Here is a 23,667-nt window from a genome sequence, read left to right on the forward strand (position 1 = left end):
ACTAGAAGAGGAGGAGCTATGGCTCTACCAACTATCGCCATCGTTGGACGTCCCAATGTTGGTAAATCAACCTTATTTAACCGTATTGCGGGGGAACGTATTTCTATCGTAGAAGACGTTGAAGGTGTGACCCGTGACCGTATTTATGCTACTGGTGAGTGGCTGAATCGTAAATTTTCCTTGATTGATACAGGCGGTATTGATGATGTGGATGCACCTTTCATGGAGCAAATCAAGCATCAGGCTGAGATTGCCATGGATGAAGCGGACGTTATCGTCTTTGTCGTATCAGGCAAAGAAGGTGTGACGGATGCTGACGAGTATGTATCGCGTATCCTTTATAAGACAAACAAACCAGTTATTTTGGTTGTCAATAAAGTCGATAACCCTGAAATGCGTAATGATATCTACGATTTCTATTCACTCGGACTTGGCGATCCTTATCCAGTATCTTCTGTACATGGTATCGGAACAGGGGATGTCTTGGATGCTATCATTGAAAACCTACCAGCTCAGGAAGTAGAAGAAAATCCAGATATTATCAAGTTCAGCTTGATTGGTCGTCCAAACGTTGGTAAATCCAGCTTGATTAACGCTATTTTGGGTGAAGAGCGCGTGATTGCTTCGCCTGTTGCTGGAACGACTCGTGATGCTATTGATACGCACTTTACAGACCCAGAAGGTCAGGAATTTACCATGATTGACACCGCAGGGATGCGCAAGTCTGGTAAGGTCTATGAAAATACGGAGAAATACTCTGTTATGCGTGCCATGCGTGCCATTGAACGTTCCGATGTCATATTGATGGTTATCAATGCCGAAGAAGGCATTCGTGAGTACGATAAACGCATCGCTGGTTTTGCCCATGAGGCTGGTAAGGGAATGATTATCGTGGTCAACAAGTGGGACACGCTTGAAAAAGACAACCACACCATGAAGCAGTGGGAAGATGATATTCGTGACCAGTTCCAGTATTTGTCATACGCACCGATTATCTTTGTGTCAGCCTTGACCAAGCAACGTTTGCACAAATTGCCTGAGATGATCAAGGCTATTAGTGAAAGCCAAAATACCCGCATTCCGTCGGCTGTTCTTAACGATGTCATCATGGATGCCATTGCCATCAATCCAACACCGACTGATAAAGGTAAACGCCTCAAGATTTTCTACGCGACACAAGTTGCGACCAAGCCACCAACATTTGTGGTCTTTGTCAACGAAGAAGAGCTCATGCACTTCTCCTATATGCGTTTCTTGGAAAATCAAATCCGCAAGGCCTTTGTCTTTGAAGGAACACCAATTCATTTGATTGCACGAAAACGGAAGTAAGAAATGAAAAGAGGGAAACCTCTTTTTTCTTTGCATGCCATGTAAAAAATGCTACAATGAAAAAAAGGAGGTGATTCCATGATAGCGGGCAATGTCATTCTAATGTTGTTTGCATTTCTAACAGTTCCTGCTCTTCTACTAGTAGACTATGAAGATAAGCAGTACAAGCCCTTTGGTCTTCGTTACTGGTTTGGAGTCTTTGCGTGTATATTGGTATTTTTAGTGACTCTTTTGGTTTATTTTGTAACCTACGCAGCTGGATCCATCATGGTTTTCAACCATTTTGACAGGTTCTTGGTTGGCATCTTTCTTTTCTTGGTATTTGGAGCAAGTGTGTTGACGATTCTACTGGCTAGGGCTATCAAAACCTTAATTCGACGAACCAAGTATTACCGACAGGTCGGAAAGGAAGGCTAGTATGGAATTTTTTGGTGAGCTGCTAGTGGAGTTTTTGACTGGATTGGCAGACTTCGATGAAAAGAAACACCCTCCCTTTGGAATTCGCTATTGGCTAGGTTGGTTGGGAGTTCTGATTCATGTCTTACTCCTTGCCTTGCTTACTTGTGTGACTGTCTTCTTTTTCAAGTTTTTCTTGGATGGAAAAGGCTTGATTAACGTAGTAGTGGCAGTTGTTTTCCTGCTATTTGCTCTATTTTGGTTTTGGAAAAGCGGAAAAACAATCTTGAAAATGTGGCAAGCAACGATTTATTATTTAGCTATTCATTAGAGACACCAGTTTACCAGCTGGTGTTTTTTTGATACCTATTTAAACAATTCAAATTGAAAATATGCTATAATGAAAAGATAACATTTTAGATACATTTTACAGAAGAGCTGATGATTGGTTGAAGGATAAAGGAGTTAGAATGGGTCGCATGATGCCAGGGCGGATTCGCCAAGAAGGAATTGATTTGTACGAGGCTGGGAAACTGACTGTTCTTCATAGTGAGAATGGAAAGATGGTGCTGGATATTGCTGGTGAGCGCTTCACTTACGGCGATGCAGATAGCGATTTACAGTGTAGTTGCCAGTTATTTCAAAGTAAGGGCTACTGTCAACACCTAGCTGCCACGGAGTATTTTTTAAAAAATGATGCCTCAGGCAAGGATATGAAGCAGTCTTTGAAAGAAGATGGTGAACAACATAAGGAAACCGTCCGTCGGACTTATTTTGGCGGTCTCTTTTTAGATGAAATTTTGCGACCAGAACCAGAACTGGGGCTTAAGTATCAGTTATCAGTTGAAGGGAACTTATTGCCCTATGATCGTCAGATAGATTGGACCTTGAAAATTACCCGCTTGCCAGATACACGTTCGTACATTGTGCGGGACATCGGAGCTTTTTTGCGCATTGTGAAAGCCAACGGTCACTATCAAATAGGGAAAAATTATTATGAGCAAGTTACTTATGAAAATTTTGATGAACCAAGTCAGGCTCTCCTGGATTTTCTCTGGGCCTTGGTACCAGAGAAAGTTGGTATAGATTCGGATATTCTTACTCATTTTGGACGACATTTTCGTCTGCCACAAGCCTATTTTGAGGAGGGGTTGGAGCTGTTAAATCAGCTAGAACATTTTAACTTTTCCTATCAACAGCAGTCCTATTCCTCCTTGATAGTTCTTCCGTTGACAGGGGAGGAAGGACTCTATCATTTTGAGGTGACCGTTCACACGCAGATGATTGAAATGGTTATTCACGAAAAACCAGTCCGACCTCTTTTTCATGGGCGTTATCTCTTAGTAAATGGCACGGTTTATAGTGTCAATCGCCATCAAGAACATCTGATTTACCAAATTTCCGAACTTGTTCCAACTGAATCAGGTTTGAGAAAGGTGCAGGTAGATTTCCCTGACCAAAATCGTTTGGCTTTAAGCTTGCTGGATTTGCAGACAATTGGGACTGTTAAGGCACCTAAACGCTTCATCATTCATGATTTCAAGCCAGAATTTCATATTCAGATGGAGACAAATGAAAGTTTATCACTCCAATTGGTTTTGGATTTTGATGGACGTAAGGTAAGGAGTGAGGAGGATTTAGCTCTCCTGCCTTTTGCCAGCCATTTCCAACATTTGGAGAGGGTCTATCAGGCTATTCGTCTAGCTGGCTTTAGGGGGGCATATCATGCCCAGAGAGCGGCTCTTAGTCAGCAGGAGCTCTATCCATTTTTCCAACAACAATTGCCTATATTACAAAAAATGGGGCAGGTTTATCTAGCAGAAAGGCTCCAGGCTTTATATATTGAAGCCAAACCTCAATTAGAAATTGTGCGTAACGGCTCACTTTTGGATATTTCGTTTGACTTATCAGGTATTGAACAATCTGAAATCGATCAGGCGATTACAGCCTTGCTGAATCAAGAGGACCACTATACTAGCCCGAGTGGTAAGGTATTTGTTTTTGATGAGGAAACCAAGAAAATCAGTCAAACCCTAGTCTATCTGCGGGTCCGTCATGGTAAGGAGGGGCAGGTACAAGTCCATGCTCTTGCCGGTTACCAATTGGCTCAATCCTTGGCACAATTTAACCAAGTCAGTTTCTCCAAGGAATTTGAGGAAATGGCAAGCTATCTAGCTCAGCCAGATTTGTTCCCGCTTCCTGATGTGGAAGTAACAACGTCGCTTAGGGATTATCAGCAGACAGGGCTTAAGTGGTTGACTATGCTGGATACGTATGGTTTTGGTGGAATTTTAGCTGACGACATGGGGCTTGGAAAGACCTTGCAAACTATTGCCTTTCTGTCCAGTCGAATGACAAAAGATTCCAAAGTTTTAATATTGGCACCTTCCAGCTTGATTTATAACTGGTTAGATGAGTGCAAGCGGTTTGCTCCAAGTTTAGATGTGGCAGTTGTCCATGGAAACAAGGAACAGCGTGAAGAGATCATTGCCAATGGTCACCAAGTCTTAGTTACCTCCTATCCATCCTTCAGACAGGATGTCGCGCTCTATAGACAGGAACGCTTTGACTACCTCATTTTAGATGAGGCGCAGGTCATGAAAAATGCCCAATCTAAGATTGCACAGCTACTGCGTGAGTTTGAGGTTGGGAATTGCTTTGCCCTCTCAGGTACGCCGATTGAAAACCATTTGACGGAACTCTGGTCCATTTTCCAAATTGTCTTACCAGGTTTATTGCCAGGCAAACAAGACTTCGGTAAATTAGCAGCCAAGGACATTGCGCGGACCATTCAACCCTTCGTTCTCAGACGTCATAAGGAAGACGTTCTTCAGGAATTGCCTGATTTGATAGAAGTCAATGTACTTAATGAACTGACAGATGAACAAAAAGCCATCTACCTAGCCCAGCTTCAACAAATGCGGACTCAAATAGCTGGCGCAGATGATGCTCAAATCAATCGTAGCAAGATAGAAATCCTATCAGGAATTACTCGCTTACGTCAAATCTGCGATACACCCAGCCTTTTCATGGAAGAGTTTAGTGGTGAGAGTGGCAAACTTAATAGTTTGAAAGAATTACTCTTGCAGCTAAAAGAAGGTGAACACAGGGTCTTGATATTCTCCCAATTCAGAAATATGCTGGAAAAAATAGAAGAACAGCTGAAAGAAATTGGGATGACATCCTATACTCTGACTGGTTCAACCCCTGCTAACCAACGCCAAGACATGACACAGGCCTTCAATGCAGGAAGTCGAGATGCCTTTCTCATTTCCTTGAAAGCAGGTGGCGTTGGCTTGAATTTGACAGGTGCAGACACAGTCATCCTAGTCGATCTTTGGTGGAATCCTGCCGTGGAAGCTCAGGCTATCAGTCGGGCTCATCGCATGGGGCAGACTGAAAAGGTTGAATGCTATCGCCTGATTACTAGAGGGACAATCGAAGAGAAGATTCAAGAATTGCAAGAAAATAAAAAGAACCTTGTCAAAACGGTCCTTGATGGCAATGAAAGCCGAGCGAATTTGACGGTTGAGGACATTCGCGAGATTTTAGGGATTGAGTGATACGGAATCAGTTGACTCAGCGTAGAATTAGGAAATAAGGCCTAAGTATGGTATAATAAGGGTTCGAAAGGATGACTTATGATTAGACATGAAAAAAGATTTCCACTAGTCGCAGATGATGAGGTACTAGTTGGAGAAAATCCAATTATGAGTTTATATGATGAGAGCGACCTGATTAGCAATATCAGGGGACCTTATCAAGAAAAGGAATTTAGCTGGTCTACCGATTCACAGCGAGTTGCGTCGACAAAACCAGTAGCACAAACGGAAGATGAGCTCCTGCCTCCTCTGTTTGAAGCTAAGCCAAGCCATTATTCTCGCAAGGAACGCCTTCAGCAACTGACTAAAACGAAGCCTTCTCCAGTGAAAACACAGGGGCAATTGGCTCGTGAACAGGCTAGAGAAGACTTGAAGAAAAAACGATCAGCAACCTACTTAAGAGATGAAAAACCAGCACCAGCTAAAGTTGTGGTGAAACCTCCTGTCGTTGCAACAACTGAATCTAAGGCAGGTCGGTTGACACGTTTGGCGGACAACCTACGTCAGACAGACTATATTCTCGCTGATATGCCAGCTGTCTATTCTTTGAAGAAAGAAGATAGAGAACAGGAACAGGTTATAAAGAAAAATTCGTATGACTTTTTAAGAAAGAGTCAGGTTTATAATTATCCTGAGCGCAGACAACAACGAGATCGCCAAGTGGCACAAGAATTGAATTTGACACATATAGAAGAGGAATAACATGACAAAAACCTATCATTTTATCGGAATTAAGGGGTCAGGTATGAGCGCACTTGCTCTTATGTTGCATCAAATGGGGCATAAGGTTCAAGGTAGTGATGTAGAGAAATACTACTTTACACAACGCGGGCTTGAACAAGCTGGGATTCAGATTTTACCATTTGATGAGAAAAATATTACAGCAGATGTCGAATTGATTGCTGGTAATGCTTTTCGTCCAGATAACAATGTGGAAATCGCTTATGCTGATGCCCAGGGCTATACCTACAAACGTTACCATGAATTTCTAGGTGAATTTATGAAAGGTTTTACGAGCCTCGGTGTTGCTGGTGCCCATGGTAAGACCTCTACAACGGGATTATTGGCACATGTTATGCGCAATATCACAGATACTTCCTTCTTGATTGGTGATGGTACTGGTCGCGGTTCGGCAAATGCTCAGTATTTTGTGTTCGAATCCGATGAATACGAACGTCACTTTGCCCCATACCATCCTGAATACAGCATCATTACCAATATTGATTTTGACCATCCAGATTATTTCACTAGTCTAGAGGATGTTTTCAATGCTTTCAATGATTATGCGAAGCAAGTAAAAAAAGCTCTCTTCGTTTTTGGTGAAGATGAGCAACTTCGTCGTATCACGGCAAATGCTCCAATCTACTATTATGGCTTGGAAGATAATAATGATTTTGTTGCCTATGACTTGAAGCCTTCTACAAGTGGTTCACAATTCAAAGTTCGCCATGGTGAAGAAGAGTTGGGAGAATTCCAAATTCCAACCTTTGGTAAGCATAATGTGATGAATGCAACAGCTGTTATTGCCAATCTCTATATTGCTGGCTTTGATTTGCAACTGGTTGCAGAACACTTGAAGACATTTGGAGGTGTCAAACGTCGCTTTACGGAGAAAATTGTCAATGATACTGTTATCATTGATGACTTTGCTCACCATCCAACGGAAATTATTGCAACCATTGATGCGGCACGTCAGAAGTATCCTAGCAAGGAGTTGGTAGCCATCTTCCAACCACATACATTCACTCGTACCATTGCGCTTCTTGATGAGTTCGCAGATGCGTTGAATGGAGCAGATGCAGTTTACCTTGCTCAAATTTATGGATCAGCGCGTGAAACAGACAATGGCCAGGTAAAGGTAGAAGATTTGGCGGCTAAAATCAACAAAAAAGGTGGACTTGTTACAGTTGAAAATACTTCACCACTTTTAGACCATGACAATGCAGTATATGTATTTATGGGAGCTGGTGATATTCAGTCCTATGAATATTCCTTCGAAAGACTCTTGTCAAATCTTACAAATAACGTCCAATAAAAAGAAAGACGGAGGCCTATGGCCCCTGTTTTTCCGCTATATAAGGGAGAAAATTATGGAAATTCGTTTTGCTACTCCTTCGGATTTAGAACAAGTTGTTTTGATTGAAAATGCCAATTTTTCCAAAGGAGAACAGATAGCTGAGTCTGTTCTCGCCATTTATCTGAATGCTTTGAGTAAAACCTGTTTAATAATGGAACACGATGGGGAAATAGCAGGATATTTATTGTCCTGTCCTTCTGTTTCGCAGACTGTTACAGACGATATTTTTTACTTGACAGAGAGTGACATGCCGACAGGCAGTCACCTAGCTATTGCCAGTCTATCCGTAGCGGATACCTATAAGGGACAGGGAGTGGGGACTCTTTTGTTGGCAGCCATAAAAGAAGTGGCTTTAGCAGGAGGATTTGAAGGAGTTTCCCTGACCTGTAAGGAGTATTTGATTGGCTACTATGAAATGAACCAGTTTGAAGACTTTGGCCCCTCCTTGTCGCAATTTGGAGGACAAATGTGGAGTGATATGTACTGGAAAGCCTTGTAGAAAGGGAAGTTCTTGCAATTCATAAGCCTTTAAGATATAATGTATAGTAACTGTGTGAAAGGAGTAACAGCGTGACAAAGGATACGAATGAAAAAAACACGCAGTCTTCAAGCTTCCGCGATCAAATTTTACGAGATTTGGAAGAATTGAAGGTGAAACGTTTGGCGGAACAATCAGCGGAAGTTCTTGTTGATAAGCGTAATGAAGTTATCAACGAGCTCCAGCCTAGTCTTGCCGAAGAAAAAGCCCCCCATAGAGAGACTGAAATTGTAAAAGTAGAAGGTATTGCTTTCCCTGATTCATACTTGCCAGAAGAACAGCAAGAATCAGAAGTGATGACGGAAAGTATTGAAAAGCCAACATCAGAAACTTTGGCTACTCCAGAGACTTTTGTGATTGAAAAAGAAGTCATTTCAAGTCCGGTTCCTCAAGATACGGTGGAGCGGAACTTGGAAGAGCTACGAAACCTTGTAGCGGCTAATACTGTAGAATTTGATGAGGCTCCATCAAGTTCGTTGGTTTCCGAACCAGTTGAGCCTGTTCTTTCAGAGAAGTCTTCTTTGGAAGATACATTTTTGGAATTTCCAACGGAAGATGTATCAGCTGTAACGGGTGATACAGAGGTTATCTCACTGGAAGAAACAATTGTTGCAACGAAGGCAGTAGCTCCAGTTGCAGCGACAGAAGAGCAGATGCAACCAACGCAGTCTAGACGATCATCGTCGCACAGAGCAAACAAGCAACGTCGTAAAAAACAGGATAAAGCTGCTAAACGCATTGTCTCTGTTATCATGTCGATTATTGTAGTGGCGGTTCTAGTGACAGGTCTTACTGGCTATATGTGGGTAAAATCTAGTCTAGAACCAGTCAATACCAAAGCTACAGAAGCAATTCAGGTAGAGATTCCAGAAGGCTCTTCAACTTTAGAAATTGGTAAAATTTTAGTTGATAACAAGTTGATTAAGAATGCTACTATTTTTAATTACTACTCTAAAATTAAGAGCTATAATAATTTCCAAAGTGGTTTTTATAATTTAAAACAAAATATGTCTGTGGATGACATCGCCAAAGCACTTCAAGAAAGTGGCACTCCGACAGCTCAAAAAGAAGCCGCAGGTAAGATTTTGATTGTCGAAGGATATACACTGACACAAATTGCTCAGGCTATTACAGATAATACCAAGACAGAAGATAAAAATGATAAAACACCATTTACCACAGAACAATTTATGGCTACTGTGACCAACCAAGATTTTATTAATCGAATGGTTGCTACTTATCCAAAATTGTTTGCCAGCTTACCAGCTGCTGATAGTGGAGTTATTTATCAGTTGGAAGGTTACCTCTTCCCAGCGGTTTATGAATACAGCGATGAAACAACTATCGAAGAGCTCGTTGAGCAAATGATTGCCGCGATGGATAATCGTTTACAACCATATTATGAAACGATTGCTGCTAAGAATTTGACTGTAAATGAAGTTCTTACCTTGGCATCTTTGGTTGAAAAAGAAGGTTCGACTGATGAAGATCGTCGAAACATTGCAAGTGTCTTCTTTAACCGCTTGAATGCAGCAATGCCTCTACAATCCAATATTGCAATCTTGTATGCTCAGGGTAAACTTGGTCAAGAAACAACTTTGGCAGAAGATGCAGCGATTGATACATCAATTGAGTCACCATACAACATTTATTGGACACCAGGATTGCTGCCTGGACCAGTGGATAGTCCAAGCCTTTCGGCTATCGAGGCAGTGATTAATGCCAACACGACAGACTATTTTTACTTTGTAGCAGATGTTACAACTGGAATTGTTTACTTTACAAATAATATTGATGAACATAACCAAAACGTTGCTAAGTATGTAAATGCACATCTTAATAATGAGTAAATTCTTACAACAAAATTATGTGGTTTTCCACATAATTTTGTTTTCATGAAAAATAAAAGAAAAGGAAAGACAAATGGCAGAAAAAACATATCCAATGACCTTGGAAGAAAAGGAAAAACTAGAAAAAGAACTAGAGGAACTAAAGCTAGTTCGTCGACCAGAAATTGTTGAACGTATTAAAATTGCTCGTTCTTACGGAGACCTTTCAGAAAACTCTGAGTACGAAGCAGCTAAAGATGAACAGGCTTTTGTTGAAGGTCAAATCTCAACAATCGAAACAAAAATTCGCTATGCTGAAATCGTAAACAGTGATGCAGTTGCTGCGGATGAAGTGGCAATTGGTAAGACTGTGACTGTTCAAGAAATTGGTGAGACCGAAGAAGAAGTCTATCATATCGTTGGTGCTGCAGGTGCAGATGCCTTTGCAAACAAGATTTCAAATGAAAGCCCAATTGGCCATGCTTTGATTGGTAAAAAAACAGGAGATGTTGCAACAATTGAAACACCTGCTGGTAGCTATGATGTAAAAATCTTGAAGGTTGAAAAAACGAAATAAGGTGTGGAGAGAGTCGAAAGATTCTCTCTTTTTGTATAGTCGTTTAGTATATCTTTGATTCCTTCGACGAGCACTGAGGCGAACAGAGTTCGATTCAGCTCATACTCAATAAAAATCAAAAATAGCAAGTCTAAGCTACTTATAACATGTGAAACCTTAATTTATAAGTTTGAGTTGAGGATTGTGGATTTCAAGTAGCTGTTTTCTTCTAAAAAAATAACAAAATCGAAACGCTCCATATCCACTTTGAGTGGTAGGTGGCTATTTTTGATTTTAAATGAGTATCAACAACTTAAAAAGAAAAATTGTTGACAAACTCTTCTATGAATGCTTGAGATCTTTCCCACTCCCTATTTCCAACCTCCAACTATTTCCCAGATAGTTGGAGCAAGTTCAAAAAGTAAACTAAACATACTATATAAGAAAACAACCATCTGAAACAGATGGTTGCGATTTTTTATCTAGAACGTTGTTTACCGGCGTTACGGTTTGATTTCTTAGAAGTTTTTTCTTCGATGATAGCGGATGCTTTAGGAGTTACATCCTTGATAGTTGATTTATATGGTTTTGGAGGATTATTTTTGAATTCTTCTTCAACCTTAGCACGGATACGTGGTTTCAAGATGAAGTTTGTAAGAGCTTGTTGAATAAGACCGATAAATCCACCGACTACCCAGTAGAGGGTAACACCAGCAGGTGAAGACCAAGAGAACATAACAATCATCAATGGGTTCATGATTGCCACAGCTCTCATTTGTTTCTTCTGTTCTTCGTCCATACCGACTTGCATCAGAAGTGATTGAGCGTAGTAGAGGATACCAGCAATAGCTGTTAGAATGAGACTTGCAGAACCGAGATCAATGCCAAGGAAGGTTGCTTCTGAGATTCCTTCCGTGTAACGAGCTGCATAGAAGAGTGCCGTAAAGAATGGCATTTGAATCAAGATAGGAAGGCAGCCCATTCCACCAAATACGCTGACACCATATTGTTTTTGAGCAGCAAAGTATTCCTGTTGGGCAGCCAATTGCTCTTCTTGGGAACTTGCATTTTTCATGCGTTCTTGGATTGGACCTAAAATTGGTTTGAGGTAATTCATTTTCTCAGACTGATAGGTTGATTTCCAAGATTGGTAAATACCTAGTGGCATGATGAAGAGACGAACAATCAATGTCACGATAATGATAGCAACACCGAAACCGAGTCCTTGGTTTTCCGCGAAGAATTTAATCAGGTTTCCCATTGGGGCAACAAGGAAGTTGTAGACCCAACCTTCACCAGTAGGAACACCGTTCTTTGTCTGCACACATCCTGATAGAAATACTAGCGTAGACAGGGCTAGACCTGTTAATAAAATTCGTTTATTCTTTTTCAAAATGATACATTCCTTTTTTTACAAGATACATTCTATTTTACTTTTTTTGTTCAAAATATACAAGTTTTATCTATAAGCCACCTGAAAATCCTTATAGTCTTCGAAGTTGGCTAGGGTGACATCGAGATAGGTGACTTTGGCCATACGAGAAGGCCCTTTCCGAATTTCATGGATAAAATGGCTGAGCTTCTCAGCATTATCTGACTGGGCTAAAATGGTGACAGTTCCATCATCATTATTCCAAACTCTGCCGTAGATGTCGCCTATTTCCACAGCTAAAAATTGAACAGACCAACGAAAGCCGACTCCTTGCACACGACCAGATGCAATCATTTTTACCTTTCGCATAAGTTTCTCCTTTTGACAAGACATTTACTTTATTATATCATGGTTGGGTAAGACTGTTCAAAAATCAAGATAATTGATTTAGCCGTTGGAAAATTGAAGTTGCTGAGCAGTAAAAGAAAAAGGGGCATTCATGGAGATCATTCGCTCAAAGGCCAATCATTTGGTCAAGCAGGTTAAGAAATTACAACAGAAAAAATACCGTACTTCTTCTTATTTGATTGAAGGTTGGCATTTGTTGGAGGAGGCTTTGGCAGCCAAAGTACCTATTGAACATATTTTGGTATCAGAAGAATATGTTCATCGGGTTGCTGGCTTATCCAATGTAACAGTTGTCAGTTCAGATATTATGCAGGATTTGGCAGACTCACGGACACCGCAAGGGGTAGTAGCTCAACTGTCCTTACCAAATCAGACCTTACCCGATGTCTTAACAGGAAAATTTTTGGTTCTGGAGGATGTGCAGGACCCTGGAAATGTTGGTACCATGATTCGTACAGCTGATGCAGCTGGTTTTGATGGAGTATTTCTATCGGATAAGTCGGCAGATATTTACAATATGAAAGTTCTGCGTTCCATGCAAGGGAGTCATTTCCACTTGCCAGTTTATCGAATGCCGATGACTGCTATTTTTTCTGCTTTAAAAAGCAATCAGATACAAATCTTGGCAACAACCCTCTCTAGTCAGTCGGTTGACTATAAGGAAGTTACGCCAAATCCGAGTTTTGCCTTGGTCATGGGAAATGAAGGTCAAGGAATTTCAACTTTTGTAGCCGATGAGGCGGATCAACTTGTCCATATTATCATGCCAGGGCAGGCGGAAAGCCTCAATGTGGCGATTGCAGCAGGAATTTTATTGTTTAGCTTTATTTAAGCCAAGTGTACTATAGTGTGGTATAATATTCCAACGAGGTTAACGAATGGTTGCATATAAACAAGATAAAGAATACATGGACTATGTGGGGCACTTGATTGCCACACCCAAGGTGCAAAAATTGGGGAAAATCCCTCATCATTATTACTCCACGCGCTTGGAACATTCCATCAATGTCTCTTATACAAGCTATAAGATTGCGAAAAAATTTGGTTGGGATGCCAAGTCAACAGCCCGTGGTGGTCTATTGCATGATTTATTCTTCTATGATTGGAGAGATACCAAATTCAACAAGAGCCATGCTTGGGTTCATCCACGAATTGCTAAACGCAATGCTCAGAAACTCATTCAACTCAATAAACTAGAAGAAGACATCATTGTGAAGCATATGTTTGGTGCGACAATCGCTCCTCCTCGCTACAAGGAATCTTGGATTGTGACATGTGTGGATAAGTATTGGGCTGTGAGAGAGTGGAGTCTGCCCTTACAACACAAGTGGAAAAATCGTAAGGTCTTTCGGTTTCAATAAAATGATTTAAAGGAGAATAGTATGAATAACGATTCATTTATTATTAATCAGGTGGATAATACCGCCCTCAACCGTTTCTTCGGTAAAATTTATGGTGTGGTTGCCATGGGAATTGGTCTATCAGCTTTAGTTTCTTTCTTGGCTGTGACCGTCTTTCAATCTTTATTGCTTAGTCTGCTGAGTGCAGGTTCCATCATCATGATGCTGATTATGATTGGTCAGATTGCCTTGGTTGTTTCTGCTTCAGCAATGGCAGCTAAAAATAGCCCAATGGCTCTACCAATGTTTCTTGCCTACTCAGTAACAAATGGGATTACCATCAGCATGATTTTGATGTTCTATACTAGCGAAACAGTTGTGCTCGCCTTCGTGTCAGCGGCTCTCATGTTTGCTATCATGGCTGTAATTGGGATGACAACGAAGAAAGATCTTTCTGGTATGGCCCAGGCATTGCGTGCAGCTCTATGGGGAATTATTATTGCAAGTGTTATTAATATCTTCCTTCGTAGCTCAGGTCTAAGCTTTATGATGTCTATCATTTCTGTTTTGGTATTCTCAGGTTTGATTGCTTATGATAACCAACGTATCCGCAATGTTTTCGAACAAACTGGTGGTAATGTTGGCCAAGGTTGGGTCGTATCCATGGCGCTTCAGCTCTATCTTGACTTCATCAACCTCTTCCTCAACTTACTCCGTATCTTTGGTGGTTTGAGTAGAGACTAATTATGACATATAAAAAAGAGGGGTGCCCTCTTTTTTTATATGTCGTTTGTTATGCTAGAGCTCCCATTGGATCCCATGGGGCAAGGACTTGTGGTTGAGCTTGATAAGCTGCTAGTTCTTCTGGTGTGAGGAATTCTTTTCGGACAACAATCTGATAAGTATACTCGTCCATCCAGCTATCTGATGCGACGAAGTATCCCTTGTCACCAACCTTGTCACCCCAAGAGTTTTCTACTTTCCATTTGAGAGGTTGCTCATTATCGTCTAAATCAACACCAGTTAAGACCATAGCGTGGGTCATCAAACTTTCGGAGTAGTCTAATCTTCCGGCCTTGTCTTGATGGAAATGGATACCCAGACCTGAAGAGAAGTCGTAGGTGTTGGTTGCCATAATACCAGTTTGACGGTTGCTACTTTGACCGACATCGGAACCAAACCAAACGGACTCACCAGCTTTGAGTTGGGCAATAGCCAGTTCTTTAAACCGGTTCATTTCTACATTGAGGTAGCGGACAGCAGGGGCGCCAACAACGTTCCCCAACAATTCGACTGTATAAGATTTATTGTAGGGTTTGTCAGTTGTAGGAGCGTTGATAATAGAGACATAGTCAGATAGTTTCAAACCAACGTATTTCTCGTAGAATGCCTGAGGTGTTACATTTGTATCACGGTGATAGACATTGTCTTTATCTCTATATGCAAAATCAAAGCTGCGTGGAGGGAGTCCAAGGTTGACGGCTAGGAAGTTAAAGATTTCTTGAAGTAAGTTTTCTTTTTGTACTTGAACTTCTTCCGAGGAAGCTCCTTTGGCAAGGAGGTCTCGCAAGATTTGTGCATCTTGACGGAGCAATTTGTTAAGGTACTGATTAAGTTCACGGCTGGCACTGGATGAGATAGATTCTGGATAGACGGATTTCGGTACCACACCATATTTTTCAAATAGAGCAACAACCATATCCCATTGACCGCCATCTTGTTGCGGGGTATCCAATAAGAATTTTACCTTACGGCTACCAATTTCTTGGTCAGCTGTGGCAATGATTTGTTCGAGGAACCAGTTGGACTTTTCATATTTATCCCAAAAGAAGGTATGGGCCTGTGATAGCTCAAAATTTTCCAGTTTGAAGTCAGAGATGAGCTTGTGGCGGAAGGTATTCAATGCAGCAAACATCCAGCAACGTCCAGAAGCCTTTTGGTTTGAAACAGCGTCCTTGGTCAAATCGATTGAAAAGACATAGTCATTGTCGATGGCGCTTTGGCGTGTTTCTAAGGATTTCAAAAGTCCGTTGTGGCTCACGGCATTTTCGGTTGCCTGTAGGCTTGGATTAGCTAGATAGTTGGCATACAAGCGTTCTGTAAAATCAAAATCTAATGTTGACATATATTACTCCTTTTTTTAATGATATTCACATTATAGCGCTCATAATTTATTTTGCAAGTATTTGGTGGAGTTGAAAGCTACAGTTCCTCACATATTTGTGATATAATAGGAAAAATATTTGATGAGGTAGAGAGATGACCAAGACACCATTTGTTAGTAAAGAAGTTTTAGACACCATTACGGAGCAATTTCCGACACCTTTCCATTTGTATGATGAAAAAGGTATTCGTGAGAAGGCCCGTGCCCTCAATGCGGCTTTTTCATGGAACAAGGGCTTTAAGGAATATTTTGCGGTCAAGGCGACTCCAACTCCAGCTATTTTGAAAATTCTTCAAGAAGAAGGCTGTGGAGTGGACTGTGCAACGGATGTAGAAGTGTTGATGAGTGAGAAATTGGGCTTTAAAGACATCATGTTTACATCAAATGATACCCAAGCGCAAGAATTTGTCTATGCCAGAAAAGTTGGGGCGACCATTAACCTGGATGCCTATGAGCATATTGAATTTTTGAAAAATGTTGCTGGGATTCCTGAGACGGTCTGCCTCCGTTACAATCCAGGAGGAGTCTTCTCGCTGGGAACGGACATTATGGACCACCCAGAAGAGTCTAAATTTGGGATGACCAAGGAACAGTTGATGAAAGGCTATAAGGAGCTAAAAGAACTGGGTGTAAAGCAGTTTGGGATCCATGCCTTTCTGGCCTCAAACACTGTTACCAATGATTACTACCCTGTCTTAGCTCGTCAACTCTTTGAATTGGCCTTGGAAATCCGTGAGGAAACAGGTGTGACCTTGGACTTTATCAACCTGTCAGGTGGGATTGGTGTCAACTATCGTCCTGAACAAGAACCAAACGACATTGCTGTCATTGGTGAGGGTGTTCGTAAGGTTTACGAGGAAATTCTCACGCCAGCTGGTATGGGACACGTCAAAATCTTTACGGAATTGGGACGCTTTATGTTGGCGCCACACGGTCACTTGATTACAAAGGTGCTCCATCGTAAGGAAACCTATCGGACCTATATCGGTGTCGATGCATCAGCTGCCAACCTCATGCGCCCAGCCTTCTATGGTGCCTACCACCATATCACCAACATCACGCGCCCAGATGCCCCAATCGAAGTGGTGGATGTGGCTGGTTCCCTCTGTGAAAACAACGACAAGTTCGCAGTCAATCGTGAATTACCACGCGCAGAAGTAGGAGACACCTTGGTCATCCATGACAGTGGTGCCCACGGCTTTTCTATGGGATACAACTACAATGGTCGTCTGCGTTCTTCAGAAATTCTTTTGCAGGAAGACGGCACAGCGCGGATGATTCGTCGAGCTGAAACTCCTGAGGACTATTTCGCAACTATTTACGGTTTTGAATTTGACAGGTAAGTCTTGGAAAAGACTGCTGAATTTGGTATAATAGATTCATTAAGAGATTGTCGTAGGGCAATTCCGAATGAATTATTTTTAGAAGAGTCAGGAGATTGACAGATGAACATCGGTTTAGCTATTTTATTAATTGTATTGGCATTTGCAGGTGGTGTAGCCTTGGGTATTTACTTGTCACGCAAACAAGTTGAAAACTACATTGCTGACAAGCCAGTTTTGGATGAAAATGCTTTGCGTTTGATGATGAGCCAAATGGGTCAAAAACCAAGCGAAGCAAAAGTACAACAAGTACTTCGCCAAATCAAGAGCCAACAAAAAGTGGCAAGCAAGAAAAAATAATCAAACTGGGACTGGGATATTCATTCCCAGATCCCATTTTTTGAGTAGAAAAGAAAGGCTAGTCAGATTTTCTGGCTATTCTCAGTAGTATGGATAATCGACCAATAGGTTTTTTAGATTCAGGTGTGGGGGGATTAACGGTTGCGCGTGAGTTAATGCGTCAACTTCCCCATGAAGAAATCGTTTATATCGGAGACTCGGCACGGGCACCTTATGGCCCCCGTCCAGCAGAACAAATCAGAGAATATACTTGGCAGTTGGTCCATTTCCTTTTGACAAAAAATGTTAAAATGATTGTTTTTGCCTGCAATACGGCAACAGCGGTAGCCTGGGAAGAAGTCAAGGAAAAGTTGGATATTCCTGTTTTGGGAGTTATCTTGCCTGGAGCATCGGCAGCTATTAAGGCAACGCAAACTGGTAAGGTTGGTGTTTTAGGAACGGCTATGACTATTCAATCTGATATCTATCGTGAAAAAATTCAGGCCCTTTCTCCAGAAACGCAGGTAGACAGTCTGGCCTGTCCCAAGTTTGCCCCTCTGGTTGAGTCCAATAGCCACCAATCCAGTCTTGCTAAAAAGGTTGTTTATGAGACACTTCGCCCACTTGTTGGGAAAGTGGACACCTTGGTTTTGGGCTGCACTCATTATCCCCTGCTTCGCCCTATCATCCAGAATGCCATGGGCAAGGATGTCAAGTTGATCGATAGTGGTGCAGAGTGTGCGCGTGATATTTCTGTTTTATTAAATTATTTTCAAATCAACCGCAGCCGAACCGAAAAGGATATTCAGCACAGATTTTACACAACAGCTAGTCCAGCAGCTTTCAAGGAAATTGCTGAAAGCTGGATGGGCATCGATATTTATGTGGAGCATGTAGAACTATGACAGACAAGATATACGAATACAGAGATGAGCACAATTGGTTTATTGGAAAGTGGGAGGGTTTTAACTCGATTGCTGGTATTGGAAATGTGAGTGATGAAGAACATTTTTACCTCAATAGGCTTTTGACTCGCCTAAACCCTCCAACTGATAATGAAGTTCTTTCGGGCTATGATGTGACAATCGTAAGGAAACAATCTGATTTCCAGCTTTTTCGCTTTATAGTGGAAATCATCAAGACAGAAACAGGTCGTGACTTGCAGGTTCTCCAACACCAAGGAGCTATTCTGGTGACAGAAGCTGACAAATTGCTCTTGGTTCATTTACCAAAGGATGGTGTGGCTATGTCTGATTTCTTCGGTCAAGACAAGGGCTTGGTAAGCGTGGGAGATACCATCTTGATTGCCACTAAAAATGAAGGTAAGACCAAGGAATTCCGTAAGTTTTTTGAGCGTTTTGGCTACCAGGTTGAGAACCTCAACAACTATCCTGACCTGCCAGATGTAGCAGAAACAGGTATGACCTTTGAGGAAAATGCACGGCTCAAGGCTGAAACCATAGCAGAGCTGACTGGCAAGATGGTCTTGGCTGATGATTCAGGCTTGAAGGTTGATGCTCTCGGTGGTTTGCCAGGAGTTTGGTCTGCACGTTTTTCAGGACCGGATGCCACAGATGAGCTCAATAATGCCAAGCTCTTACACGAGTTGGCCATGGTCTTCGACTTGAAAAATCGTTCGGCACAATTCCATTGTACTCTAGTTATGGCAGCACCAAATCGTGAGAGTTTGGTTGTCGAAGCGGACTGGGAAGGCTTTATCGGTATGGAACTCCGTGGGGAAAACGGGTTTGGATATGATCCGCTTTTCCTCGTAGGCGAAACAGGCAAGACTTCGGCAGAATTGACCCTAGAAGAAAAAAATAAGATTTCCCATCGTGCACAAGCACTAGAAAAATTAGTGGAGGCATTTCCAGTATGGCAGGAGAAAGCAAAACAATCCTAGTCATGAGTGATTCTCATGGGGATAGACAGATTGTAGAAGAGATTAAAAACCATTATCTTGGCAGGGTAGACGCTATCTTTCACAATGGCGATTCAGAGTTAGATAGTCAAGATAGCTTGTGGGATGATATTCAAGTGGTCAATGGCAACTGCGACTACTTTGGTGGCTACCCTGACCAGCTCATTACCCGATTGGGTGATGTGACCATTGCTCAGACCCATGGTCATCTTTATGGCATTAATTACGGCTGGCAGCGGTTGGATTATTGGGCTCAGGAAGTTGATGCGGATATTTGTTTGTATGGGCATCTGCATGTGCCTGATGCCGAAGTGCGTGGCAAGACCCTCTTCCTCAATCCTGGCTCCGTTAGTCAACCTCGTGGTTTGGTCAGAGAATGCCTCTATGCTCTTGTGACCATCTATGATGATCACTTCCATGTGGATTACTACAATCGACAGCACCAACTTTACCCAGCATTGACAAAGGATATTTCAAGATGATTGCAAGAGAATTTGAAGCCTTTTTATTGGACCAGGAAGAAACTTTCTTGACACCAGCAGATAAATTGGCAGTAATTATTGATACGCATAATATTGACCATGCCAAGCTGTTACTCAGCCACATGACTTATTCTCGCGTACCTGTGGTAACAGAAGATGGTCGTTTCTTCGGCACCATTGGCTTGACGGAAATCATTAAATATCAAGCTGAAAATGAACTATCGGATGATGAGTTAAACAGAGATATTTCTGTGATTGTAAAGACAGATGAAGAGACTGTTGGTCTGGATTATGATTTGACAGAAGTGATGCGCAAGCTAGTAGATCAATCTTTCTTACCCGTCCTTGGGGAAAATAGAGAATTTATGGGAATCATTACACGAAAATCCATCTTAAAGGCAATCAATGCTCTCTTGCATAATTTCCCCCTACCATCAAAAGAAGGTAAGAAATGAAGCAGGCCATAGAAGCGTTTATCCAGAGTAAAAAGGTCAGTGTCAATAGTCAAAAATCCTATACCTATGACCTGCTGCAATTTGTGGAGCAAACTAAGGGGGATATCCATCAGCAGTCACTTTTGGTCTATCAGCAGTCACTTCTAGACTTGAAACCTACTGCTCAGAAGAGAAAACTCTCAACGGTCAATCAATTTCTCTACTTTCTCTATGAAAGAGGTCGTTTGGACAGGTTTTACAAGCTGCAGGCTCTTACAGGTCCAGCCAGTGTCAAAAAAAAGCTGGAGCGTGAGGATCTTTCTCTCCTCTTTCAAGACAGTTCTAGGCTTGATGGGCAATTGATTGCTCTTTTGATTGCCTTACTAGGGCTGACTCCTAGTGAAATAGCAGAGCTGACTAGCCAGCAGGTCAATCTGGATTTTCAAGTCCTGACAGTTGAGAAAGGGGCGACTAAGCGTGTCCTAACCTTGCCCAAGGAATTACTTGTTTATTTGGAAGGGCATCTGACTGGAATGTATGTCTTTGACAAAAAAGGGCAGACCTATTCTCGTCAGTGGTTTTTCAATCGTCTGACAGAATTTGTCCGGTCCATCGGTAAGCCGGATTGGACAGCTCAAAAATTACGAGAACAGTACATTCTGAGCAAGATAGATGAGGGCAAATCCTTGGACCAAATCGCCAAGCAGTTGGGACTAAAAACAAGCATGAGTTTGGAAAAATTTAGATAATGGATATAAAATTAAAAGATTTTGAAGGACCTCTGGATCTCTTGCTTCACCTGGTGTCCAAGTATCAAATGGATATTTACGAGGTTCCAATTACAGAGGTCATTGAGCAATACCTTGCCTACATTGCCACCTTACAGGCCATGCGTTTGGAGGTGGCAGGAGAGTATATGGTCATGGCCAGTCAGTTGATGGTCATCAAAAGCCGTAGGCTCTTACCAAAAGTTGTCGAGCAGACAGACCCTGAAGATGACCCAGAAATGGACCTCTTGGACCAGTTGGAAGAATACCGCAAGTTCAAGCTTCTCAGTGAAAAAATGGGGGAACAGCATGATGAACGGGCCAATTATTTTTCAAAACCCAAGCTGGACTTGATTTATGAAGATGTTCAGCTAGCCAAAGACAAGACAGTTATTGATATTTTCCTAGCCTTTTCGAAGGTCATGGCTGAAAAACAGGCCAGTCTCCGTCAGTCCCATGCGACCATTGCCCGTGATGAGTATAAAATCGAAGACATGATGGACTTTGTTCGCAGTCGTTTTCAAGCTAGTTCACGGATTGAACTGGGTCAGCTCTTCAAGGAAAGCCAGGACATCAATGAGGTCATTACCATTTTTCTGGCAACCTTGGAATTGGTCAAGGTTCATGAGATTGTTCTGGAACAGGCAGAAACCTTTGGAGATATTTATCTAGTAAGGAGTGAAAATGAATCGCTTAGCTGAAATCGAAGTCCTGCTCTTTGTAGCAGGTGAGGATGGCTTGAGCTTACGCAATTTGGCAGAGATGCTGGAATTGCAGCCCACAGCTGTCAGCCAGCAATTAGAAAAACTCAGTGAAAAATACATGGCCGACAAGGCCTCAGGTTTGGCTCTCTTAGAATCTTCCAACCGCTACAAGTTGGTCACGAAGAAAGAGTATGCCGACCTTTTGCGGATTTATGCTAAGACACCCATCAACCAGACCATGTCCAGAGCTCTTTTGGAAACCTTGTCGATTGTTGCCTACAAACAGCCTATTACACGGATTGAAGTCGATGAGATTCGTGGGGTCAATTCCAGCGGTGCCATCAGTAAGTTACAGGCCTTTGACCTTATCCGTGAGAATGGGAAGAAAGAGGTTCTTGGTAGACCCAATCTCTATGTCACGACGGATTATTTCCTGGATTACATGGGAATTAATAGCCTAGAAGAATTGCCAGATGTGTCTGAAATCGACTTGGTTGAGCAAGAAACTGAGCTATTCATAGAAAGAAATGAGTTAGAAGATGAGAATTAACAAATACATTGCCCACGCTGGTGTAGCCAGTCGTCGTAAGGCAGAAGAATTGATTAAGCAAGGCTTGGTAACTGTTAATGGTCAAGTTGTTCGTGAATTGGCAACGACCATTAAGTCGGGAGACAAGGTAGAAGTAGAAGGCCAGCCGATTTACAACGAGGAGAAAGTGTATTACCTACTCCATAAGCCGAAAGGTGTTATTTCCAGTGTGTCAGACGACAAGGGACGAAAGACCGTTGTGGATTTGTTGCCAACTGTCAAAGAGCGGATTTATCCTGTTGGTCGTTTGGACTGGGATACATCTGGAGTCTTGATTTTGACCAATGATGGTGATTTTACGGATGAGATGATTCACCCTCGTAATGAGATTGATAAGGTGTACTTGGCGCGTGTCAAAGGGGTTGCTAACAAGGAAGTCCTGCGTCCCTTGACCCGTGGTGTTGTCATTGATGGCAAGAAAACCAAACCAGCTGTTTACGAGATCATCAAGGTAGACCCTGTAAAAAATCGTTCTGTGGTGGAGTTGACCATCCATGAGGGACGCAATCACCAAGTTAAGAAGATGTTTGAGGCAGTTGGTTTACAGGTGGACAAACTCTCTCGTACCCGCTTTGGGAATTTGGACTTGACCGGCCTACGTCCAGGAGAATACCGCAAGCTCAACAAAAAAGACATCAGTAAACTGCATACGCTAGCAGTTACCAAGCCGGTCAAGAAAAAATGACAAAGCTACTCATTGGCTTGGTCCGATTCTATCAGAAATTTATTTCTCCCCTTTTTCCGCCCTCCTGTCGCTATCAGCCGACATGTTCCACTTATATGATTGAGGCCTTGCAAAAACATGGTCTCAAGGGCTTTTTGATGGGCCTGGCTCGTATTGGGCGTTGCCATCCTTTTGTGGAAGGTGGGGAAGATCCTGTGCCGGACAGGTTTAGTCTGAAAAGAAATAGGCAGAAGTAGGGCAACCTACTTTTTTGTTATTTCTAGTTGTTTATACTCTTCGAAAATCAAAATTATCCGTTGTCAAGAGCCTTGATGAGTGAAAAGCTCCAGTGGAAGTTTTCAGCCTGTTACCTTGAAATAAGAAAGTAACAGAGTTCTATCTTCGACTTCGTTTTCTAGGCTACTTTTGATTTTCATTGAGTATTAGTTTGTTTTTAGTACTCACTTCAAAGGTTCGGGAGCCTTTGAAGGCTGGAGATAGGCCGAAACAAGTTCACCTCAATATTAACAGTCCACTGGACTGTTAAAGCCAATCAACCACTGCGCTCAGATGTTGACACGAACTCTGAGAAGCGAGGTTGGTCTTTTTGCTCAGCCTCCGCTCTTCGAAGGAATCAAAGATAAATTAATGACTATATAATACTTTATCATCAGAGAAAAAACGATACCTAGCTTAGTTTACTGAGTTATGAGTTTAGTGGACTATCATTAAAAACTAAGAAGCAGTAGGGATGGGGGAGTTCGCCTTGACCTTCATACCTGATCATTTTTAGTTAGAATGGAAGAAAGTGAGCGTACTCAAATGCGAATATTC

Annotated in this window: 26 protein-coding genes; 23 read left to right on the plus strand and 3 right to left on the minus strand. The window is 42.0% G+C overall.

Annotated features, from left to right (window positions below; genetic code table 11):
* Positions 1 to 18 precede the first annotated feature (18 nt).
* The 9 genes from der to greA all read left to right on the plus strand — a co-directional run bounded on the left by der (position 19) and on the right by greA (position 10,348).
* Positions 19 to 1,329 carry a ribosome biogenesis GTPase Der gene (gene der, locus SST62_RS0102230; RefSeq protein WP_002942705.1) on the plus strand — a complete coding sequence of 437 codons (1,311 nt, stop codon included), beginning with the start codon at positions 19 to 21 and terminating at the stop codon, positions 1,327 to 1,329.
* Positions 1,330 to 1,407: 78 nt separating this feature from the next.
* Complete coding sequence (locus SST62_RS0102235; protein WP_029186145.1) at positions 1,408 to 1,746, plus strand: hypothetical protein; 339 nt, start codon at positions 1,408 to 1,410, stop codon at positions 1,744 to 1,746.
* Between the two features lies 1 nt (position 1,747).
* Complete coding sequence (locus SST62_RS0102240; protein WP_024408236.1) at positions 1,748 to 2,056, plus strand: hypothetical protein; 309 nt, start codon at positions 1,748 to 1,750, stop codon at positions 2,054 to 2,056.
* A 139-nt stretch (positions 2,057 to 2,195) separates the two neighbouring features.
* Positions 2,196 to 5,288, plus strand: coding sequence for a DEAD/DEAH box helicase (locus SST62_RS0102245; RefSeq protein ID WP_029186146.1), 3,093 nt, complete (start codon positions 2,196 to 2,198; stop codon positions 5,286 to 5,288).
* Positions 5,289 to 5,366: 78 nt separating this feature from the next.
* Entirely contained in the window at positions 5,367 to 6,029 is a 663-nt protein-coding gene (locus SST62_RS0102250; protein WP_029186147.1) for a hypothetical protein, read from the plus strand.
* A 1-nt stretch (position 6,030) separates the two neighbouring features.
* The gene (gene murC, locus SST62_RS0102255; protein WP_024378795.1) at positions 6,031 to 7,362 is read left to right on the plus strand and encodes a UDP-N-acetylmuramate--L-alanine ligase; all 1,332 of its coding nucleotides are present in this window, start codon (positions 6,031 to 6,033) and stop codon (positions 7,360 to 7,362) included.
* Between the two features lie 55 nt (positions 7,363 to 7,417).
* Positions 7,418 to 7,903: a GNAT family N-acetyltransferase gene (locus SST62_RS0102260; RefSeq protein WP_029186148.1), complete on the plus strand. Its 486-nt coding sequence runs from the start codon at positions 7,418 to 7,420 to the stop codon at positions 7,901 to 7,903.
* A 71-nt stretch (positions 7,904 to 7,974) separates the two neighbouring features.
* Positions 7,975 to 9,792 (plus strand): endolytic transglycosylase MltG, encoded by a 1,818-nt coding sequence (mltG, locus tag SST62_RS0102265; protein WP_029186149.1) that lies wholly within the window; start codon positions 7,975 to 7,977, stop codon positions 9,790 to 9,792.
* 73 nt (positions 9,793 to 9,865) lie between these two features.
* Positions 9,866 to 10,348 carry a transcription elongation factor GreA gene (gene greA, locus SST62_RS0102270; protein ID WP_029186150.1) on the plus strand — a complete coding sequence of 161 codons (483 nt, stop codon included), beginning with the start codon at positions 9,866 to 9,868 and terminating at the stop codon, positions 10,346 to 10,348.
* 457 nt (positions 10,349 to 10,805) lie between these two features.
* Here the strand turns inward: greA and yidC are convergent, their stop codons facing one another.
* Together yidC and SST62_RS0102280 are read right to left on the minus strand one after the other, a co-directional pair.
* The gene (gene yidC, locus SST62_RS0102275; protein ID WP_024399634.1) at positions 10,806 to 11,720 is read right to left on the minus strand and encodes a membrane protein insertase YidC; all 915 of its coding nucleotides are present in this window, start codon (positions 11,718 to 11,720) and stop codon (positions 10,806 to 10,808) included.
* 66 nt (positions 11,721 to 11,786) lie between these two features.
* Positions 11,787 to 12,068 carry an acylphosphatase gene (locus SST62_RS0102280; protein WP_002942735.1) on the minus strand — a complete coding sequence of 94 codons (282 nt, stop codon included), beginning with the start codon at positions 12,066 to 12,068 and terminating at the stop codon, positions 11,787 to 11,789.
* Between the two features lie 130 nt (positions 12,069 to 12,198).
* Between SST62_RS0102280 and SST62_RS0102285 the strand changes: the two genes are divergently transcribed.
* Genes SST62_RS0102285 through SST62_RS0102295 form a run of 3 tightly spaced genes read left to right on the plus strand, consistent with a single transcriptional unit; the run spans position 12,199 to position 14,191 of the window.
* Positions 12,199 to 12,939, plus strand: a complete 741-nt coding sequence (locus SST62_RS0102285; RefSeq protein ID WP_029186151.1) for a TrmH family RNA methyltransferase — start codon at positions 12,199 to 12,201, stop codon at positions 12,937 to 12,939.
* Between the two features lie 46 nt (positions 12,940 to 12,985).
* Complete coding sequence (locus SST62_RS0102290; RefSeq protein WP_024405584.1) at positions 12,986 to 13,468, plus strand: HD domain-containing protein; 483 nt, start codon at positions 12,986 to 12,988, stop codon at positions 13,466 to 13,468.
* Between the two features lie 21 nt (positions 13,469 to 13,489).
* The gene (locus SST62_RS0102295) at positions 13,490 to 14,191 is read left to right on the plus strand and encodes a Bax inhibitor-1/YccA family protein (RefSeq protein ID WP_009910586.1); all 702 of its coding nucleotides are present in this window, start codon (positions 13,490 to 13,492) and stop codon (positions 14,189 to 14,191) included.
* 49 nt (positions 14,192 to 14,240) lie between these two features.
* On the opposite strand, the gene pepC is transcribed toward SST62_RS0102295, so the two are convergent.
* On the minus strand, positions 14,241 to 15,572 hold the full coding sequence (gene pepC, locus SST62_RS0102300) for an aminopeptidase C (protein WP_024391151.1): 1,332 nt from the start codon (positions 15,570 to 15,572) through the stop codon (positions 14,241 to 14,243).
* A 134-nt stretch (positions 15,573 to 15,706) separates the two neighbouring features.
* Here pepC and SST62_RS0102305 point away from each other — a divergent pair, with 134 nt between their 5' ends.
* The 11 genes from SST62_RS0102305 to yidD all read left to right on the plus strand — a co-directional run bounded on the left by SST62_RS0102305 (position 15,707) and on the right by yidD (position 23,090).
* Entirely contained in the window at positions 15,707 to 16,954 is a 1,248-nt protein-coding gene (locus tag SST62_RS0102305; RefSeq protein WP_029186152.1) for a diaminopimelate decarboxylase, read from the plus strand.
* A gap of 102 nt (positions 16,955 to 17,056) precedes the next feature.
* The gene (locus SST62_RS0102310; RefSeq protein ID WP_024402640.1) at positions 17,057 to 17,293 is read left to right on the plus strand and encodes a YneF family protein; all 237 of its coding nucleotides are present in this window, start codon (positions 17,057 to 17,059) and stop codon (positions 17,291 to 17,293) included.
* Positions 17,294 to 17,382: 89 nt separating this feature from the next.
* Positions 17,383 to 18,177: a glutamate racemase gene (gene racE, locus SST62_RS0102315; protein WP_029186153.1), complete on the plus strand. Its 795-nt coding sequence runs from the start codon at positions 17,383 to 17,385 to the stop codon at positions 18,175 to 18,177.
* Positions 18,174 to 19,175 carry a nucleoside-triphosphate diphosphatase gene (locus tag SST62_RS0102320; protein WP_029186154.1) on the plus strand — a complete coding sequence of 334 codons (1,002 nt, stop codon included), beginning with the start codon at positions 18,174 to 18,176 and terminating at the stop codon, positions 19,173 to 19,175. The genes racE and SST62_RS0102320 overlap by 4 nt, the downstream gene beginning before the upstream one ends.
* On the plus strand, positions 19,148 to 19,675 hold the full coding sequence (locus SST62_RS0102325) for a metallophosphoesterase (protein WP_029186155.1): 528 nt from the start codon (positions 19,148 to 19,150) through the stop codon (positions 19,673 to 19,675). The genes SST62_RS0102320 and SST62_RS0102325 overlap by 28 nt, the downstream gene beginning before the upstream one ends.
* Positions 19,672 to 20,130 (plus strand): cyclic-di-AMP-binding protein CbpB, encoded by a 459-nt coding sequence (gene cbpB / locus SST62_RS0102330; RefSeq protein ID WP_029186156.1) that lies wholly within the window; start codon positions 19,672 to 19,674, stop codon positions 20,128 to 20,130. Before SST62_RS0102325 ends, cbpB begins: the two co-directional genes overlap by 4 nt.
* The gene (gene xerD / locus SST62_RS0102335) at positions 20,127 to 20,858 is read left to right on the plus strand and encodes a site-specific tyrosine recombinase XerD (protein WP_029186157.1); all 732 of its coding nucleotides are present in this window, start codon (positions 20,127 to 20,129) and stop codon (positions 20,856 to 20,858) included. The genes cbpB and xerD overlap by 4 nt, the downstream gene beginning before the upstream one ends.
* Positions 20,858 to 21,577, plus strand: coding sequence for a segregation/condensation protein A (locus tag SST62_RS0102340; protein ID WP_029186158.1), 720 nt, complete (start codon positions 20,858 to 20,860; stop codon positions 21,575 to 21,577). The genes xerD and SST62_RS0102340 overlap by 1 nt, the downstream gene beginning before the upstream one ends.
* Positions 21,561 to 22,130 (plus strand): SMC-Scp complex subunit ScpB, encoded by a 570-nt coding sequence (gene scpB / locus SST62_RS0102345; protein WP_029186159.1) that lies wholly within the window; start codon positions 21,561 to 21,563, stop codon positions 22,128 to 22,130. The genes SST62_RS0102340 and scpB overlap by 17 nt, the downstream gene beginning before the upstream one ends.
* Complete coding sequence (locus SST62_RS0102350; protein WP_029186160.1) at positions 22,120 to 22,854, plus strand: pseudouridine synthase; 735 nt, start codon at positions 22,120 to 22,122, stop codon at positions 22,852 to 22,854. The genes scpB and SST62_RS0102350 overlap by 11 nt, the downstream gene beginning before the upstream one ends.
* Positions 22,851 to 23,090, plus strand: a complete 240-nt coding sequence (yidD, locus tag SST62_RS0102355; protein WP_029186161.1) for a membrane protein insertion efficiency factor YidD — start codon at positions 22,851 to 22,853, stop codon at positions 23,088 to 23,090. The genes SST62_RS0102350 and yidD overlap by 4 nt, the downstream gene beginning before the upstream one ends.
* The last annotated feature ends 577 nt before the right edge of the window (positions 23,091 to 23,667 follow it).

Origin of the sequence: Streptococcus suis YS56 (assembly GCF_000440115.1) — a bacterium.
Classification (GTDB): Bacteria; Bacillota; Bacilli; order Lactobacillales; family Streptococcaceae; genus Streptococcus; species Streptococcus suis_L.

Bases quoted from the DNA above. Each gene is read 5' to 3' on its own strand.
- der (WP_002942705.1), top strand. From the start codon at position 19: ATGGCTCTACCAACTATCGCCATCGTTGGACGTCCCAATGTTGGTAAA.
- SST62_RS0102235 (WP_029186145.1), top strand. From the start codon at position 1,408: ATGATAGCGGGCAATGTCATTCTAATGTTGTTTGCATTTCTAACAGTT.
- SST62_RS0102240 (WP_024408236.1), top strand. From the start codon at position 1,748: ATGGAATTTTTTGGTGAGCTGCTAGTGGAGTTTTTGACTGGATTGGCA.
- SST62_RS0102245 (WP_029186146.1), top strand. From the start codon at position 2,196: ATGGGTCGCATGATGCCAGGGCGGATTCGCCAAGAAGGAATTGATTTG.
- SST62_RS0102250 (WP_029186147.1), top strand. From the start codon at position 5,367: ATGATTAGACATGAAAAAAGATTTCCACTAGTCGCAGATGATGAGGTA.
- murC (WP_024378795.1), top strand. From the start codon at position 6,031: ATGACAAAAACCTATCATTTTATCGGAATTAAGGGGTCAGGTATGAGC.
- SST62_RS0102260 (WP_029186148.1), top strand. From the start codon at position 7,418: ATGGAAATTCGTTTTGCTACTCCTTCGGATTTAGAACAAGTTGTTTTG.
- greA (WP_029186150.1), top strand. From the start codon at position 9,866: ATGGCAGAAAAAACATATCCAATGACCTTGGAAGAAAAGGAAAAACTA.
- SST62_RS0102280 (WP_002942735.1), bottom strand. From the start codon at position 12,068: ATGCGAAAGGTAAAAATGATTGCATCTGGTCGTGTGCAAGGAGTCGGC.
- SST62_RS0102285 (WP_029186151.1), top strand. From the start codon at position 12,199: ATGGAGATCATTCGCTCAAAGGCCAATCATTTGGTCAAGCAGGTTAAG.
- SST62_RS0102290 (WP_024405584.1), top strand. From the start codon at position 12,986: ATGGTTGCATATAAACAAGATAAAGAATACATGGACTATGTGGGGCAC.
- SST62_RS0102295 (WP_009910586.1), top strand. From the start codon at position 13,490: ATGAATAACGATTCATTTATTATTAATCAGGTGGATAATACCGCCCTC.
- pepC (WP_024391151.1), bottom strand. From the start codon at position 15,572: ATGTCAACATTAGATTTTGATTTTACAGAACGCTTGTATGCCAACTAT.
- SST62_RS0102305 (WP_029186152.1), top strand. From the start codon at position 15,707: ATGACCAAGACACCATTTGTTAGTAAAGAAGTTTTAGACACCATTACG.
- SST62_RS0102310 (WP_024402640.1), top strand. From the start codon at position 17,057: ATGAACATCGGTTTAGCTATTTTATTAATTGTATTGGCATTTGCAGGT.
- racE (WP_029186153.1), top strand. From the start codon at position 17,383: ATGGATAATCGACCAATAGGTTTTTTAGATTCAGGTGTGGGGGGATTA.
- SST62_RS0102320 (WP_029186154.1), top strand. From the start codon at position 18,174: ATGACAGACAAGATATACGAATACAGAGATGAGCACAATTGGTTTATT.
- SST62_RS0102325 (WP_029186155.1), top strand. From the start codon at position 19,148: ATGGCAGGAGAAAGCAAAACAATCCTAGTCATGAGTGATTCTCATGGG.
- cbpB (WP_029186156.1), top strand. From the start codon at position 19,672: ATGATTGCAAGAGAATTTGAAGCCTTTTTATTGGACCAGGAAGAAACT.
- xerD (WP_029186157.1), top strand. From the start codon at position 20,127: ATGAAGCAGGCCATAGAAGCGTTTATCCAGAGTAAAAAGGTCAGTGTC.
- SST62_RS0102340 (WP_029186158.1), top strand. From the start codon at position 20,858: ATGGATATAAAATTAAAAGATTTTGAAGGACCTCTGGATCTCTTGCTT.
- scpB (WP_029186159.1), top strand. From the start codon at position 21,561: ATGAATCGCTTAGCTGAAATCGAAGTCCTGCTCTTTGTAGCAGGTGAG.
- SST62_RS0102350 (WP_029186160.1), top strand. From the start codon at position 22,120: ATGAGAATTAACAAATACATTGCCCACGCTGGTGTAGCCAGTCGTCGT.
- yidD (WP_029186161.1), top strand. From the start codon at position 22,851: ATGACAAAGCTACTCATTGGCTTGGTCCGATTCTATCAGAAATTTATT.